Raw genomic sequence first — 13190 nt, 5'->3', positions numbered from 1 at the left:
GCGCCGGGGCGGGCGGGTGATACTGCCTGCAAGCCCCTTGCCCCAGACTCCCCATGAACTCAGGCCAGTTCGTCATGCAGCGCAGCGCCCTCGCCGGCGTGCAGGCCGTGGCCGCGCACAGCCGGCATGCGTTCGCGCGCCACACGCACGAGCAGTTCGGCATCGGCGTCATGCGCCAGGGCGCCCAGGTCTCGCATAGCGGCCGTGGCCAGGTCGAGGCCGGCCCCGGCCACGTCATCACGGTGAACCCCGGCGAAGTGCATGACGGCGCCCCCATCGGCAATGGCGAACGCGCCTGGCAGATGCTGTATCTGGACCCCGAGGTGGTGGCACAGGCCGCAGCCGAACTGGACGCAAGCGGCCTCGGCTACGAATTCGAGCACCCAGCACAGGACCGCCCCGCGCTGGCGCGGGACGTGCTGGCGCTGTATGCCCAGGCCACTGCCGGCGCGGCGCCGCTGGCTTGCGATGCGCTGCTGCTGCGCATCCTGGCGCAGGCGCGCGACCGCGATGCCGAGCGTCTGGCCCGGCCCGCGCGCGCCGCCCCAGACGCCATCCGCCATGCCCGCGCGCTGATCGACGACGACCCGGCGGCCTCGCTGTCGCTGGCCGACCTGGCCGCGGCCAGCGGCCTGAGCCGCTACCAGGTGCTGCGGGCGTTCGCCCGCGACACCGGCCTCACGCCCCACGCCTACCAGGTGCAGCGGCGCCTGCTGCTGGCGCGCAGCCTGATCCGGCAAGGCTCGGCCCTGGCCGATGCCGCGGCCGCGGTCGGCTTTGCCGACCAGAGCCACATGACCCGGCTGTTCGTGCGCGCCTACGGCGTATCGCCGCGCCGCTACGCGCTGGCCGCGGGCTGAGCCCTGCAATTTCGTTCAAGACCCGGCCGCGCCCGGCCGCTTAGCCTGGGCGCCTCTCTCTGAACAGGCGTGGGTCGGGTAATGAACAATCGGATGCAGGGCTATTGCTATCTGGCGGCCGCCATGGCGCTGGTGGGCAGCACGGTAGCCGCCAGCAAGATCATCGGCACGGGCTTGCCGCCCTTCACCGCGACGGCCTTGCGCTTCGCCATCGCACTGCCCTGCTTCGCCCTGCTGATGGCGTTGACCGGCGCGCGCCTGCCGCGGCTGGCGCCGCGCGACTGGCTGCTGCTGGCCGTCCAGGCCATCGCCGGCAGCGTCGGCTACACCGCGCTGCTGATCGCCGGGCTGCAGCGTGCGTCGGCGGTGGACGGCGGCATCATCCTGGGCACCTTGCCGCTGGTCTCGGCTGCCATCGCCATCCTGCTGCTGGGCGAACGCCCGGGCAAGGCCACACTGGCCGCCATCGTCGCCGCGGCCTTCGGCGTCTGGCTGATGATGCGCCATTCGGCCGGTCAAGGCGGCGCGCGCTCGCTGGCGGGCAACGCGCTGATCCTGGGCGCGGTGCTGTGCGAAGGATTATTCATCCTGTTGAACAAGCGGCTGCGCCAGCCGGTGGCGCCGCTGGCGCTATCGACGCTCATGACGGGCTTTGGCCTGGCATTCTCGGCCGTGGCATGCGTGGCGGAAGCGCCGTGGGATCTGAACTTGCCCGCTTCGGCGGTGGCCGCGGTGGCCTACTACGCGCTGGTGCCCACCGTGGGCGGCTTCCTGCTCTGGTATGCGGGCGCGGCCCGCGTCAACGGCGCCGAAGCCGCCTTGTTCACCGCGCTGGCGCCGGTATCGGCGGTAGCGCTGGCCGCCGGACTGCTGGGCGAATCCTTGGCTCCCGCGCAGCTGGCCGGCATGGCTTGCGTGCTGGGCGCGGTGCTGGCGCTGGGCGGGTCCGGGCTGCGCTCGCGCGGCCAGCGGCTACCCGCCGGACCCGCAGCCGCTGCCGACGACGCCCCCAGCGGCCCTAGCCGCGGCTGAAGGCCAGCGCAAACTCGTCGGAAAAAATATCGGCCAGCGAGCGCCGCAACGCGGCGGCGCGTTCGGCCCCGTAGGCCGCCTCGAAGCGGCGCTGCGCGTCTTTCCACAGACGCTTGGACTCCGCCAGCTTGGCGCGTCCCGCGTCAGTCAACGCCACGCGGCGGCTGCGCCCGTCCAGCGGGTCGCGCGACATCTGCACGTAGCCGTCGCGCTCCAGCGGCTTGAGATTGTGCGCCAGCGCCGACCGGTCCAGCACCATGTTGCGCGCCAGGTCGGTCATCGACGGCGTGCCCGCGCGCGCGATATGCACCAGGATGGAATGCTGCGACACCTTCAGGCCGCAGGGAGCCAGCACCGTGTCGTACAACTGCGAAACGCGCCGGGTCGCCTTGCGCAGCGCCGCGCCGTTGCAGATGAGCGGATCGGGTGCAACGGAAGCGGCGGAAACGGAAGGCTGTTCGTCGGGCATGGCAGGCGCAAGAAGTAGAGGACGGCGAGGACTCAACGCTACCGCCGGCGTGGAATCGAGTCTAGCGCAATCTTGACTTTTATTGGCATATGCACGTAAATATTCGAACGCCACCCAAGGGTTCCTTCCCATGTCCGCGCCACCGCCGCCCCGTCCCGCCAATGCGCGCCTGCAGGCCATGCTGCATGCGCCCATCGCCCCCACGCTGGCGCGCCTGGCGTGGCCGAACATCCTGATGATGCTGGCGCAGTCCTCCACCGGATTGATCGAGACCTGGTTCCTGGCGCGCTTGGGCACGCCGGTGCTGGCGGGCGTGGCATTGGTGGTGCCGGTGCTGATGCTGATGCAGAACATGTCGCAAGGCGCGATGGGCGGCGGCATCTCGGCCGCGGTCGCAAGATCGCTGGGCGGCGGCCGGCAGCGCGAGGCGGACCAGTTGGTGCTGCACGCCGTGGTGCTCAACGGCCTGCTGGGCCTGGCGTTTTGCGCACTGCTGCTGCTTGGCGGCCCGTGGCTTTACCGCGCGCTGGGCGCCGAGGGAGAGGCGCTAGAGGCCGCCCTGGCCTATTCCGACGTCATCTTCGGCGGCATCGTCCTGATGTGGCTGATGAACGCGTTCGCCAGCGCCATCCGCGGCACGGGCAACATGCTGGTGCCTGGCGCCGTGATCTGCGGCGGCGCCCTGCTGCTGATCCCGCTGTCTCCGTGCCTGATCTTCGGCTGGGGGCCTTTTCCCGCGCTGGGCGTGGCCGGCGGCGGCTGGGCGCTGGTGATCTACTACGCCCTGGGCGCGCTGATCCTGGGCCTGTACTGCGCCAGCGGACGCAACGCGGCGCGGCTGGTGCCCAGCCGCCTCTATCCGGGCCTGATGCGCAATATCCTCAGCGTGGGCGCCCTGGCCACCATCAATCCCCTCCTGACCAACGCCCTGGTGGCGCTGACGGCGGCCCTGGTCGGCGCCTATGCCGGCACCGCAGCGGTCGCCGGCTATGGCATCGCCGTGCGCCTGGAGTACCTGCTGATGCCCATCGCCTTCGGCTTGGGCGCGCCCATGGTGGCAATGGTGGGGTCCAACATCGGCGCGGGCCAGCCCGAACGCGCGCTGCGCATCGCCCTGACCGGCGGCGCGATGGCCTTTGTGCTGGCGGAGGCCATCGGACTGGCGGCGGCGTTCTTCCCCGAGGCCTGGCTGCGCCTGTTCGGCGCGCAGGACCATATGCTGGAAGCCGGCGCCAGCTATCTGCGCACCGTCGGTCCGGTCTACGGCTTCTTCGCCCTGGGTTTCTCGATGTACTTCGCTTCGCAGGGCGCCGGCCGCCTGAAATGGCCGCTGATCGCGGGATTCCTGCGTCTGCTGCTAGGCATCGGCGCCGGCGCCATTGCCTTGCGCCTGACGGGATCGCTGAGCCTGTTCTTCGCCATCGCGGCGCTGGCGATGTGCGTCTATGGCCTGGTCATCCTGGGCGCCGTCGCGTCGGGCTCCTGGTTCGACCGCCCGGTCCAGGGCTGGCGCCGGCTGTTCGCGCGCTCCTAGCGGTCCGGGCGCGCAGGCGCGTCGCGCAGCGCGTATTCCACCAGCGCTGCCGCGTAGGCCGGCAGCGTATCGCGCACGCATAGCACCAGGTCGCGCGCGGCCCAATCGTCGGCCAACGCCACGCGCCGCACGCCCGCGGCCCGGCCATAACGCGCCGCCGCCACGCGCGGCACGATGGCAATGCCCACACCCTGCCCCACCATGCGGCACACGGCATCGAAACTGCGCAGCCGCACGCGGTACGACAAGGCCTTGCCGCCACGCCGCGCGTGATGGGCGATGTGTTCCTGCAAGGCGCTGCCCTCGACCAGCCCGACGAATTCCTGATCGGCCACGTCGGCCAGCAGCACCGACTGACGGCCGGCCAGCGCGTGGTCCGGCGGCACGATCAACGTCAGGGGATCATGCCGGAAGGTCTGCGTATGCAGGCCGTGCAGATCGGCCGAATCGGCCAGCACGCCGATGTCGCAGGCGCCTGCCCGCAACGCGTCGGCGATCTCGTGGCTCAAGCGTTCTTCCAGGTCCACCGAGACGCGGGGATGGTCCTTGAGAAATGCGCCCAGCACCGGCGGCAGGTATTCGCTCAGGGCCGTGGTGTTGCACAGCACGCGCACCAACCCTTTCAGCCCCAGGCCGTAATGGTCCAGCTCGCCGCGCATGCGATCCATCTGCGCCAGCACCACGCGCGCATGGTGCGCCAGCGTGCGGCCCGCCGGCGTGGGCTCGACCCCGCGCGGCTCGCGCAGCAGCAGCGGCACGCCCAGCGTGTCCTCCATGCCGCGGATACGTTCGCTGGCCGATGCCAACGTCATGTGGGAGCGCTTGGCCCCCGCGGTGATGGAGCCGGTTTCCTGTACGTTGAGGAACAGCCGCAGATCGGTGAGATCGAATCGCATGCAAAAAGCGTAGCACGGCAAGCCTCAGGCTGTGCCATAGGACAACTACGCGAGATCCCGATACAAGATCCAAGGCGCTGCGGATGACAATGAACTCCCGCCCTTCCAATCCAGGGAAATTCCATGAAAACCATCATATCGCGGCGCCCCCGGGTCCATTGGCCCGCTCTTGCCCTGCTGGCCCTGAGCCTGCAAGGCTCAGGTTTGGCCGTAGCCGCCAGCCTGGACCCTCACACCACGCCAGCGCAGAAATACGCGCTGGCGTTGGAAGCCCAGACCCAGGGCGACTATGCCGCCATGACGCAGTGGCTGCGCGCGGCCGCCAGCGACGGCCACGCGCCCGCGCAGCGCATGCTGGGCATCGCCCTGCTGGGCGGCCCGACGCTCTACGGTGAGTCCCTGCGCGCCGACCTGTGCGAGGGACGGCGGTGGCTGCTGCGCGCCGCCCGCCAGGACGGCAAGGGCGCGGACGACGTCGCCTACGCCCTGTTCGGCCGTCCGCGCGACGGCCTCACCGTCCGCTGCGAGCCCGCATGAACCTCCTGGACCTGTTTCCCGGCGGCACGCCCGTGCTGCTTGCCGTCACCGTATCGGTGTTCATCCTGGCCGGCGTGGTCAAGGGCGTCGTGGGGCTGGGACTGCCCACCATCTCCATGGCCATGCTGGCGCTGGTCATGGCTCCCGCCCAGGCCGCGGCATTGCTGATCGTGCCCTCCCTCATCACCAACCTCTGGCAGGCCCGGCCTTGGGTCACGCTGCCCCAGGTGCTGCGCCGCATCGGCGCGATGCAGGCCGGCGTCTGCGCGGGCACGATAGGCGGCGCGTTGTGGCTGGGTCCGCCTTCGGGACACTGGGCCAGCGTGTGCCTGGGGCTGGCCCTGGTGGCCTATGCCGCCTGGGGCCTGTTCGGCTCGCCGCCCAGGGCGCCGCAGCGCCATCAAGGGCTGGTGGGCGTATCGGTCGGCGCCATTACCGGGGTCATCACCGCGGCGACCGGCGTGTTCGTCATCCCCGCGGTGCCTTATCTGCAAGCCCTGAACCTGGGCAAGGACGGCCTGATCCAGGCCATGGGCATCTCGTTCACGGTGTCCACCGTGGCGTTGGCGATCGGCCTGGGCGTCACCGGCGGCTACACGCCCGAAGCCGCCGGCGCGTCCCTGCTGATGTTGCTGCCGGCGCTGGCCGGCATGGCGCTGGGCACATGGCTGCGCGGCAGGATGTCGGCGCAGGCCTTCAAGCGCTGCTTCATGGTGAGCCTGGCGCTGTTGGGCGCCTACCAGGCGGTGCAGGGCTGGACGGCCTGAGCCCGGCTCTCAGCCGGAGCGTCAGGCGGCCATCCGCCTTTCGTCCACGAAGCCGATGGACACGGACATCTCGCGCCAGCGCGCCAGTTCCTGCTGCACCGACTGGATCTTGGCGCGCGCCTGGTCGAAGGCGTCGCGCCCCAGGAACAGGTGCAGGGGCGCATATTGCGCCTGCGCCGCGTTGATCAGCGTGCGCGCCATCTTGGCCGGATCGCCGTCCGCGTCGCGCGCCTGCGCATTGCGCGCCGCCAGTTCGGGCGCTTGCTCGCCGTCCGCCGTGCGCAACGCGCCCGGGTAGACCAGCGACACCCGGATGCCGAACGGCGCCGCCTCGGCGGCCAGGGCTTCGGTCAGGCCGCTGACGGCGAACTTGGCGGCGCTATAGGCGCCCCAATCGGCCCTGCCGCCATCGAAGCCCAGGATCGACGAGATGTTGAAGACGTGCCCGCTGCGCTGCGCGCGCATGCGCGGCAGGACCGCGCGGATCACGTTCAGCGTGGCAAACACATTGATGTCGAAGGTGCCTCTCAGGTCCTCGTCCGGCAGACTATCCAGCGCGCCGCGCAGGCCATGGCCCGCGTTGTTCACCACCACGTCCAGGCCGCCGAAGGCGGCCACCGTGGCATCCACCGCGCGCTGCACCTTGCGCTCGTCGGCCAGGTCCACCGTCAGGGGCAGGAACTGCCCCTCCAGCTTGGCGCCCACCGCGTCCAGCAGCGCATCGCCGTCCTGCGAGGTCGCCGCGACCTTGTGGCCCAAGTCCAGCAGCATCTTCACCAGGACCAGGCCCAGCCCCGCGGATGCGTCCGTCACCAACCAGATTTTTTCGGTATTCATGCGATTCCCTTCCCTTGCGTGCGCTGCCGGCAATGCGCCCGGCAGCGTGGCAGAGCCAGCGCATCCGCAATGGACACGCCGTCTCGACCCTGGAAGAGATGGTAAGAATCGCGAGCCTGCGCGTACAGGCTCGTTCTTGCGTGAATCCTGCCTATTCCTGCAACGGTGTGTTCCGCTGGCGCTCAGCCCAGCGCGCTGCGGTAGTGCTCGCTGTCGAATGCGGGCGCGCTTGCCGCCTGCGGGGCGGCTGACGGTTCCTGCGCCGCGCCAGGCGTCTCGACGCCGAAGAGAGAGAGTTCCGCGTTGACCAATGCCAGTATGAAATTTGCCATGATGACTCCTAGGATTTCGCGTCCGGACCGGCGCGGGCCGCGCAGGTCTTATAGAGGACATGGATGCCATGGTGCGGGCCTCGCCGCGCGCCGTCCATTTGCTTTGTTCAATGGCGCCGATTGACGGCATGCAAGCCTGGAAGCGCCCGCAGCTGGAATGACGGATAATTCGGGTGTTTCCCGCGGCGCCGCGGGGAACGGCACAGTTTTTCCGGGCCACGTGCCCGCCCGCATTCGGAGTCAGTCATGCATCGCGGTATCGAGGCGATCGAAAAATTCATGGAATCCGTCGGCCTGGCCTGGCGCCCCGGCTCGACCGAGCGCGCCGAACTCAAAGTCAGCTACCGCATCGGCAATACCCGCCCGCTGGGCATAGACCGCACGCTGGTCGAGTTCCACTGCGACCCCAAGCGCGCCAAGGTCTGGGTGCCGGAATTCTCGCGCACCAGCTTTCACCAGTGGTTCGAGGTTCCGTACCAGGAATTCGAATTCACCCCCGGCGGCTCGATGCTGAAGATCAAGGCTCCGGCGCGCGGCAATGCCCCGCCTTACAGCGTGGGCATCAAGCCCCTGGGCTAAAGCCCTGCCGCTGCCGCCCGCGGCGGCAGCGTCCGCTACAGCTGCTTGTACATGATGGTGGTGCCGTCCAGCTTGGCGGCATCATGCGGATCGCGGCTGAATCCCGGTATCACTCCCACGGTCTGATAGCCCTGCGACGCGTACAGCGGCTCGGCGCTATCGCCCGTGCGCGTGTCCAGCGTGATCAGGCTGCGTCCCTGGCGCCGCGCCATGGCTTCCGCTTCGGCCAGCAAGGCGCGGGCCAGGCCGCGGCGGCGGAAGTCCGGATGCACCAGCAGCTTGCGCACCTCGGCGCGGTGCGGCTGATTGGGCGGCGTGTCCCAATCCAGCTGCACCGATCCCGCGACGCGTCCGTCCTGCCGCGCCACCCACAGCGCCGACTTGCCGCCGGCGACCGCCGGCAGCACCTTGGCCCGCCAGAACGCCTGCGCGTCGTCCGACGAATACGGCAGCACGAAGCTGACGCTGGCGCCGCCCTGCACGCAGGCGCGCAGCAGTTCGCCCAGCTCGGGCACGAGAGCGTCGGCGGCATCCGCTGACAGCAGGATCAATTCAGGATTCGGATGGGACATGGCAGGCTCAGACGATGAAGAGCAGATAACGGGCGCCGCAATGCGGCGGGGTTGAAAATTCGCTCGCGCCGAATAGCTGGTAGCGCAGGCAGTCGCCCTGGGAAAGGCGGTGCGCCTGCCCATCGACGGTGATGGCCAGCTCGCCGTCCAGCATCAGCAGGTGGTGTTCAAGCCCTGGCCGGGGCGACCGCTCGTAGGCGATGCGCGTACCAGGCTCCAGCTCGCACGCCAGCACCTCGCCCGCCAATTGCTGCGCGGGCGGGGACACCGAGCGGCGGCGGAATCCCGCGCTGCCGTCCACCCACACGGCCTGCGCCTGCTGCGGCACCAGCGGCACGAAGTCATCCTCGACCATCAGCATCAGGCGCGACATGGTCAGGCCATAGGCCGCGCACAACTTGCCCAGCGCGCTGGCGGTCGGGCTGACTTCGGCGTTTTCCAGACGGGACAGGGTGGCGCGGCTGAGACCGGCGCGGGCGGCCAGCTCGTCCAGCGACCAGTTGCGCTCCTGGCGCAACGCCTTGAGCCGGGCGGCGATGCGGCCGTCCAGATCGGCCTCGGCGGTGATGTTGTTTTCCATATAAGAGAATTTCTCTCAAATACGGAAAATCGTCAAGCTTCCCAGAGAAAGGTGGCTGCCGGAACCGGCCCGCGCCGCGATTTCGGCACAATACGGGTCATGTACCTGGCCAAACCCTTGATGATGACTGCCCTTTGCCTGAGCCTGCTGAGCGGCTGCGGCTTGCCGCCGCTGGATAACCGCAGCGAATCCCATGCGCTGACGCCGGAGGCATCGCAGGACACCCCGCTGGGCCGGGCCATCGCGCCGCTTGCTGCCCAGCACCCGGGCAAGTCCGGCATCCACCCGTTGCCCGACGCCTATGACGCCTTCGCCGCCCGCATGCTGCTGGCGCGCGCCGCCGAACGCAGCCTGGATGTGCAGTACTACATCTGGCACAAGGACATGACGGGCACCATGCTGCTGGAGGCCCTGCACGAAGCCGCCGACCGCGGCGTGCGGGTGCGGCTGCTGCTGGACGACAACGGCACCTCGGGGTTGGACGAGGAGCTGTCCGCCCTGGACGCGCATCCCAACATCGAAGTGCGGCTGTACAACCCCTTCGTGCTGCGTTGGCCCAAGCCCCTGGGCTACGTGACGGACTTCAGCCGCCTGAACCGCCGCATGCACAACAAGTCCTTCACCGCCGACAACCAGGCCACCATCATCGGCGGGCGCAACGTCGGCGACGAGTACTTCGGCGCGGCCAGCGGCGTGCTCTTCACCGACCTGGACGTGCTGGCCATCGGCGCCGCGGTCAATGACGTGTCGACGGATTTCGACCGCTACTGGGCCAGCGACTCGGCCTACCCGGTCGACCGGCTGCTTAAGAAAACCGACCCCGGCGAACTGGACGAACTGGAACAGGCCGCCGCCCGGGTCGAGCGCTCTCCCGAAGCCGCCGCCTATGCCGACGCCATGCGCAAGCTGCCCTTCATCCAGCAGCTGCTGCGCGGCGAGCTGACGCTGGAATGGGCCGACACGCGCATGGTCAGCGACGATCCGCGCAAGACGCTGGGCACCGCGCCGCCCGAGGCAATGCTGCCGCATCAGCTGCATGAAATCATCGGCACCCCCACCACCGATCTCGAACTGGTGTCGCCCTATTTCGTGCCTACCGCCGTCGGCACCGAGTCCTTCGGACAAATGGCGCGCAGCGGCGTCAAGGTCAAGGTCCTCACCAATGCGCTCGAAGCCACGGACGTCGCCGTGGTGCATTCCGGCTACGCCAAGCGCCGCAAGGATCTGCTGGCCAGCGGCGTGGAACTTTACGAAATGAAGCGCATGGGCGCCGAAGTCGAGCGCAACAAGAGCATGGGCCCCTTCGGCAGCTCGGGCTCGAGCCTGCACGCCAAGACCTTCGCCGTCGACGGCAGGCGCATCTTCGTCGGCTCCTTCAACTTCGACCCGCGCTCGGCCAAGCTCAACACCGAGCTGGGCTTCGTCATAGACAGCTCCACGCTGGCGCGCCACATCGCCGACGCCTTCGACAAGGACATCCCCAAAGCCGCCTACCGCGTCTGCCTGGACGACAAGGGCCAGCTCTATTGGCTGGAACAGCGCAACGGCGACACCATCCGCCACGACACGGAGCCCGGCACGACCGTGTGGCAACGCCTGTCGGTCTGGTTCGTGTCGCTGCTGCCGCTGGAACCGCTGCTGTAGGCCGGCATGGCTACCAACCTGGACCTGTTTGGGGAGGACGGCGACGACGGCGCCGCGCAAGGCGGACGCGTCGCGCTCGGCCCGCAATCCGTGGTGCTGCGCGGTTTTGCCCTGCCGTTGGTGGACGCGCTCCTCGCGGGAGTCGATGCCGTGACCGCGCAGGCGCCCTTCCGGCACATGGAAACCCCCGGCGGCTACACCATGTCGGTGGCGCTGACCAATTGCGGACAGCTGGGCTGGACCAGCGATGCGCGCGGCTACCGCTATGCGCGCATCGATCCGCTCTCCGGCCAGCCCTGGCCCGCCATGCCCCAGGCCTTCATGCAGCTGGCGCAGGCCGCCGCGGCCGAAGCCGGCTTTCCCGGCTTCGAGCCAGACGCCTGCCTGGTCAACCGCTACGAGCCAGGCTCGCGGCTGTCGCTGCACCAGGACAGGAACGAACGCGACTACGGCGCGCCCATCGTCTCCGTATCGCTGGGCATGCCCGCCATGTTTCTCTTCGGCGGCGACCAGCGCGCGGACAAGGCCAGCCGCACGCCGCTGTTCCATGGCGACGTGGTCGTGTGGGGCGGGGTCGACCGGCTGCGCTACCACGGCATCATGCCCATCAAGGACCTGCCGCATCCGCGGCTGGGCAGCCAGCGCATCAACTTCACCATCCGCCGCGCCGGCTGAGCGCGGCATGAGGGTTCCCCGCGTCTGGCCGGGCGCAAGCGGCGGCTCTACTATTGCGCACCCCTCATGCTCCGCCTACCGGATTCCCATGCGCACACGCACCGCCCTGGCTTTGCTCTGCACCCTCGTATCGGCGCCTTCCTGGTCGGGTGAAGCGCCCGCCCTGATCGAAAATTCGCTGGGCATGACCTTTGTCCGCGTGCCGGCCGGCAGCTTCCAGATGGGCAGCGACGAGACGCCCGAGGCGCTGGCGCGCGACTATCCGCTTTACCCGCCGGACCGCTACGCCCAGCTGTTCGATGAAGCGCCGGTGCATACGGTGCGCATCACCCGTCCGTTCTACCTGGAACGCACGGAAGTCACCGTGGGCCAGTTCCGCCGCTTCATCGAGGCGTCCGGCTACGTGCCGGAGTCGGAGGCCGACGGCACCGGCGGCTATGGCTACAACCCGCAGTACGACCCCGACAAATCCGAGCGCGGCGACGCTTTCGAAGGCCGCGACCGCCGCTATTCCTGGCGCAATCCAGGCTTCGCGCAAGGCGATGACCATCCCGTGGTCAACATCAGCTGGAACGACGCCACGGCGCTGGCCCGCTGGCTGACCCAGACCGAAGGCAAGGTCTACCGCCTGCCCACCGAAGCCGAATGGGAATACGCCTGCCGCGCCGGCGCGCGCACCCGCTACCAGAACGGCGACGATCCCGCCGCCATGCCCGACGTCGGCAACGGCTTCGACGCCGACGCCGCGCCGCTCTGGCCCAAATGGCAGGCGCATGCCTCCGCCCGCGCCGACGGCAACGCCTTCACCGCCCCGGTCGCCAGCTATGCGCCCAATGCCTTCGGCCTGTACGACATGCACGGCAACGCCTGGGAATGGGTCTCGGACTGGTATGGCGAGGACTACTACGCGCATTCACCCGTGGACGACCCGCAAGGCCCCGCCAGCGGCAACGTGCGCGTACGGCGCGGCGGCTCCTGGCATACCTGGGCGTTGTACACGCGCGCCTCCTACCGCAACTGGAACACGCAGGAAACGCGCTATCCTCTGGTGGGATTGAGGCTGCTGCGGGAGGCGGATTGAAACAAGACTGGATATTGCGAGCCGCGCCCTCGGGCCAGCTGGAGCGCATCGAAGCCTATTTCGGCGGTCCAGGCTACGGCATGCACCGCCACGACACCTACGCCATCGGCCGCACGCTGTCAGGCGTGCAGAGCTTCCACTACCGCCGCGGGCTGCGGCACAGCCTGCCCGGCGGCACCATCGTGCTGCATCCCGACGAAGTCCACGACGGCCAGGCCGGCACCGAAGCCGGTTTCCACTACCGCATGATCTACGTCGAGCCGGCGCTCATCCAGCAGATCCTGGGCGGACGGCCGCTGCCATTCATCCCGGGCGGCATCTCGGCCGATCCACGCCTGTACGCCGCCAGCGCCAGCCTGCTGCAGGACACGCATGATCCGATCGACCCGCTGCAGGAAGACGACGCGCTGTACGAGCTGAGCCATGCCCTGTGCGCCGCGGCTGGCGGCAAGCCCGGCCGCCGCAGCGCCGACTACGCCGCGGCCGAGCGCGCCCGCCAATACATCCACGCCTCGCTCGAACGGTCCATCACCCTGGAACAGCTGTCAGCGGCCGCAGGCACGGACCGCTGGAGCCTGTCGCGCGACTTCCGCGCGCTGTTCGGCACCAGCCCCTACCGCTACGTAATGCTGCGCCGCCTGGACCAGGCCCGGCGCCTGATCGCCGCGGGCATGCCGCTGGCGCAAGCGGCCGCCGCGTCGGGCTTCACCGACCAGAGCCACCTGACGCGCCGCCACGTCCAGACCTACGGCATGGCGCCCGACCGCTGGCGGCGCATGCTGCGCCGCTGAACGC

At 69.3% G+C, this 13190-nt stretch carries 16 protein-coding genes; 10 read left to right on the top strand and 6 right to left on the bottom strand.

What is annotated here, in order from left to right:
• Window positions 1–53: 53 nt before the first annotated feature.
• Together HV766_RS05410 and HV766_RS05405 are read left to right on the top strand one after the other, a co-directional pair.
• Window positions 54–860, top strand: coding sequence for an AraC family transcriptional regulator (locus HV766_RS05410; protein WP_119451075.1), 807 nt, complete (start codon window positions 54–56; stop codon window positions 858–860).
• 81 nt (window positions 861–941) lie between these two features.
• Window positions 942–1892 (top strand): DMT family transporter, encoded by a 951-nt coding sequence (locus HV766_RS05405; protein WP_175160167.1) that lies wholly within the window; start codon window positions 942–944, stop codon window positions 1890–1892.
• Here the strand turns inward: HV766_RS05405 and HV766_RS05400 are convergent.
• Window positions 1879–2361 carry a MarR family winged helix-turn-helix transcriptional regulator gene (locus HV766_RS05400; protein WP_054451670.1) on the bottom strand — a complete coding sequence of 161 codons (483 nt, stop codon included), beginning with the start codon at window positions 2359–2361 and terminating at the stop codon, window positions 1879–1881. The two genes, HV766_RS05405 and HV766_RS05400, sit on opposite strands and share 14 nt — an antisense overlap.
• Before the next feature lie 130 nt (window positions 2362–2491).
• Between HV766_RS05400 and HV766_RS05395 the strand changes: the two genes are divergently transcribed.
• The gene (locus HV766_RS05395) at window positions 2492–3895 is read left to right on the top strand and encodes an MATE family efflux transporter (RefSeq protein WP_175180714.1); all 1404 of its coding nucleotides are present in this window, start codon (window positions 2492–2494) and stop codon (window positions 3893–3895) included.
• Here HV766_RS05395 and HV766_RS05390 read toward each other — a convergent pair.
• The gene (locus HV766_RS05390; protein WP_054451672.1) at window positions 3892–4791 is read right to left on the bottom strand and encodes a LysR family transcriptional regulator; all 900 of its coding nucleotides are present in this window, start codon (window positions 4789–4791) and stop codon (window positions 3892–3894) included. The genes HV766_RS05395 and HV766_RS05390 overlap by 4 nt on opposite strands.
• A gap of 123 nt (window positions 4792–4914) precedes the next feature.
• Here HV766_RS05390 and HV766_RS05385 point away from each other — a divergent pair, with 123 nt between their 5' ends.
• Both HV766_RS05385 and HV766_RS05380 read left to right on the top strand, forming a co-directional pair.
• Entirely contained in the window at window positions 4915–5328 is a 414-nt protein-coding gene (locus HV766_RS05385) for an SEL1-like repeat protein (protein ID WP_054451673.1), read from the top strand.
• A complete protein-coding gene (locus tag HV766_RS05380) occupies window positions 5325–6095 on the top strand; it encodes a sulfite exporter TauE/SafE family protein (protein WP_054451674.1) in 771 nt (256 codons plus the stop codon). Before HV766_RS05385 ends, HV766_RS05380 begins: the two co-directional genes overlap by 4 nt.
• A gap of 21 nt (window positions 6096–6116) precedes the next feature.
• Here the strand turns inward: HV766_RS05380 and HV766_RS05375 are convergent, their stop codons facing one another.
• Both HV766_RS05375 and HV766_RS05370 read right to left on the bottom strand, forming a co-directional pair.
• The gene (locus HV766_RS05375) at window positions 6117–6932 is read right to left on the bottom strand and encodes an SDR family NAD(P)-dependent oxidoreductase (protein ID WP_119451080.1); all 816 of its coding nucleotides are present in this window, start codon (window positions 6930–6932) and stop codon (window positions 6117–6119) included.
• Between the two features lie 182 nt (window positions 6933–7114).
• Window positions 7115–7264 carry a hypothetical protein gene (locus HV766_RS05370; RefSeq protein WP_165867857.1) on the bottom strand — a complete coding sequence of 50 codons (150 nt, stop codon included), beginning with the start codon at window positions 7262–7264 and terminating at the stop codon, window positions 7115–7117.
• Window positions 7265–7510: 246 nt separating this feature from the next.
• On the opposite strand from HV766_RS05370, the gene HV766_RS05365 reads away from it, so the two are divergent.
• Window positions 7511–7843 carry a hypothetical protein gene (locus HV766_RS05365; RefSeq protein WP_054451676.1) on the top strand — a complete coding sequence of 111 codons (333 nt, stop codon included), beginning with the start codon at window positions 7511–7513 and terminating at the stop codon, window positions 7841–7843.
• Window positions 7844–7878: 35 nt separating this feature from the next.
• Here HV766_RS05365 and HV766_RS05360 read toward each other — a convergent pair whose 3' ends face one another.
• Complete coding sequence (locus tag HV766_RS05360; protein ID WP_054451677.1) at window positions 7879–8415, bottom strand: GNAT family N-acetyltransferase; 537 nt, start codon at window positions 8413–8415, stop codon at window positions 7879–7881.
• 7 nt (window positions 8416–8422) lie between these two features.
• On the bottom strand, window positions 8423–8995 hold the full coding sequence (locus HV766_RS05355) for a helix-turn-helix domain-containing protein (RefSeq protein WP_054451678.1): 573 nt from the start codon (window positions 8993–8995) through the stop codon (window positions 8423–8425).
• A gap of 99 nt (window positions 8996–9094) precedes the next feature.
• On the opposite strand from HV766_RS05355, the gene HV766_RS05350 reads away from it, so the two are divergent.
• The 4 genes from HV766_RS05350 (at window position 9095) to HV766_RS05335 (ending at window position 13186) form a co-directional block, all read left to right on the top strand.
• Window positions 9095–10639, top strand: a complete 1545-nt coding sequence (locus HV766_RS05350; RefSeq protein ID WP_254593282.1) for a phospholipase D family protein — start codon at window positions 9095–9097, stop codon at window positions 10637–10639.
• Window positions 10640–10645: 6 nt separating this feature from the next.
• Window positions 10646–11314 (top strand): DNA oxidative demethylase AlkB, encoded by a 669-nt coding sequence (gene alkB, locus HV766_RS05345; protein WP_054451679.1) that lies wholly within the window; start codon window positions 10646–10648, stop codon window positions 11312–11314.
• Between the two features lie 88 nt (window positions 11315–11402).
• The gene (locus HV766_RS05340) at window positions 11403–12395 is read left to right on the top strand and encodes a formylglycine-generating enzyme family protein (RefSeq protein ID WP_175160178.1); all 993 of its coding nucleotides are present in this window, start codon (window positions 11403–11405) and stop codon (window positions 12393–12395) included.
• The gene (locus tag HV766_RS05335; RefSeq protein WP_119451084.1) at window positions 12392–13186 is read left to right on the top strand and encodes an AraC family transcriptional regulator; all 795 of its coding nucleotides are present in this window, start codon (window positions 12392–12394) and stop codon (window positions 13184–13186) included. The genes HV766_RS05340 and HV766_RS05335 overlap by 4 nt, the downstream gene beginning before the upstream one ends.
• Window positions 13187–13190 lie beyond the last annotated feature (4 nt).

Origin of the sequence: Achromobacter aegrifaciens, from assembly GCF_902859735.1 — a bacterium.
GTDB classification, from domain to species: domain Bacteria; phylum Pseudomonadota; class Gammaproteobacteria; order Burkholderiales; family Burkholderiaceae_B; genus Achromobacter; species Achromobacter aegrifaciens.
The sequence above is the reverse complement of the archived record's forward strand: the minus strand, read 5'-3'. Positions and strand labels throughout refer to the sequence as shown.

Coding starts and splice junctions, on each gene's coding strand:
- HV766_RS05410 (WP_119451075.1), top strand. CDS start 54: ATGAACTCAGGCCAGTTCGTCATGCAGCGCAGCGCCCTCGCCGGCGTG.
- HV766_RS05390 (WP_054451672.1), bottom strand. CDS start 4,791: ATGCGATTCGATCTCACCGATCTGCGGCTGTTCCTCAACGTACAGGAA.
- HV766_RS05375 (WP_119451080.1), bottom strand. CDS start 6,932: ATGAATACCGAAAAAATCTGGTTGGTGACGGACGCATCCGCGGGGCTG.
- HV766_RS05370 (WP_165867857.1), bottom strand. CDS start 7,264: ATGGCAAATTTCATACTGGCATTGGTCAACGCGGAACTCTCTCTCTTC.
- HV766_RS05355 (WP_054451678.1), bottom strand. CDS start 8,995: ATGGAAAACAACATCACCGCCGAGGCCGATCTGGACGGCCGCATCGCC.
- HV766_RS05340 (WP_175160178.1), top strand. CDS start 11,403: ATGCGCACACGCACCGCCCTGGCTTTGCTCTGCACCCTCGTATCGGCG.
- HV766_RS05350 (WP_254593282.1), top strand. CDS start 9,095: ATGTACCTGGCCAAACCCTTGATGATGACTGCCCTTTGCCTGAGCCTG.
- HV766_RS05385 (WP_054451673.1), top strand. CDS start 4,915: ATGAAAACCATCATATCGCGGCGCCCCCGGGTCCATTGGCCCGCTCTT.
- HV766_RS05400 (WP_054451670.1), bottom strand. CDS start 2,361: ATGCCCGACGAACAGCCTTCCGTTTCCGCCGCTTCCGTTGCACCCGAT.
- HV766_RS05405 (WP_175160167.1), top strand. CDS start 942: ATGAACAATCGGATGCAGGGCTATTGCTATCTGGCGGCCGCCATGGCG.
- HV766_RS05360 (WP_054451677.1), bottom strand. CDS start 8,415: ATGTCCCATCCGAATCCTGAATTGATCCTGCTGTCAGCGGATGCCGCC.
- alkB (WP_054451679.1), top strand. CDS start 10,646: ATGGCTACCAACCTGGACCTGTTTGGGGAGGACGGCGACGACGGCGCC.
- HV766_RS05395 (WP_175180714.1), top strand. CDS start 2,492: ATGTCCGCGCCACCGCCGCCCCGTCCCGCCAATGCGCGCCTGCAGGCC.
- HV766_RS05365 (WP_054451676.1), top strand. CDS start 7,511: ATGCATCGCGGTATCGAGGCGATCGAAAAATTCATGGAATCCGTCGGC.
- HV766_RS05380 (WP_054451674.1), top strand. CDS start 5,325: ATGAACCTCCTGGACCTGTTTCCCGGCGGCACGCCCGTGCTGCTTGCC.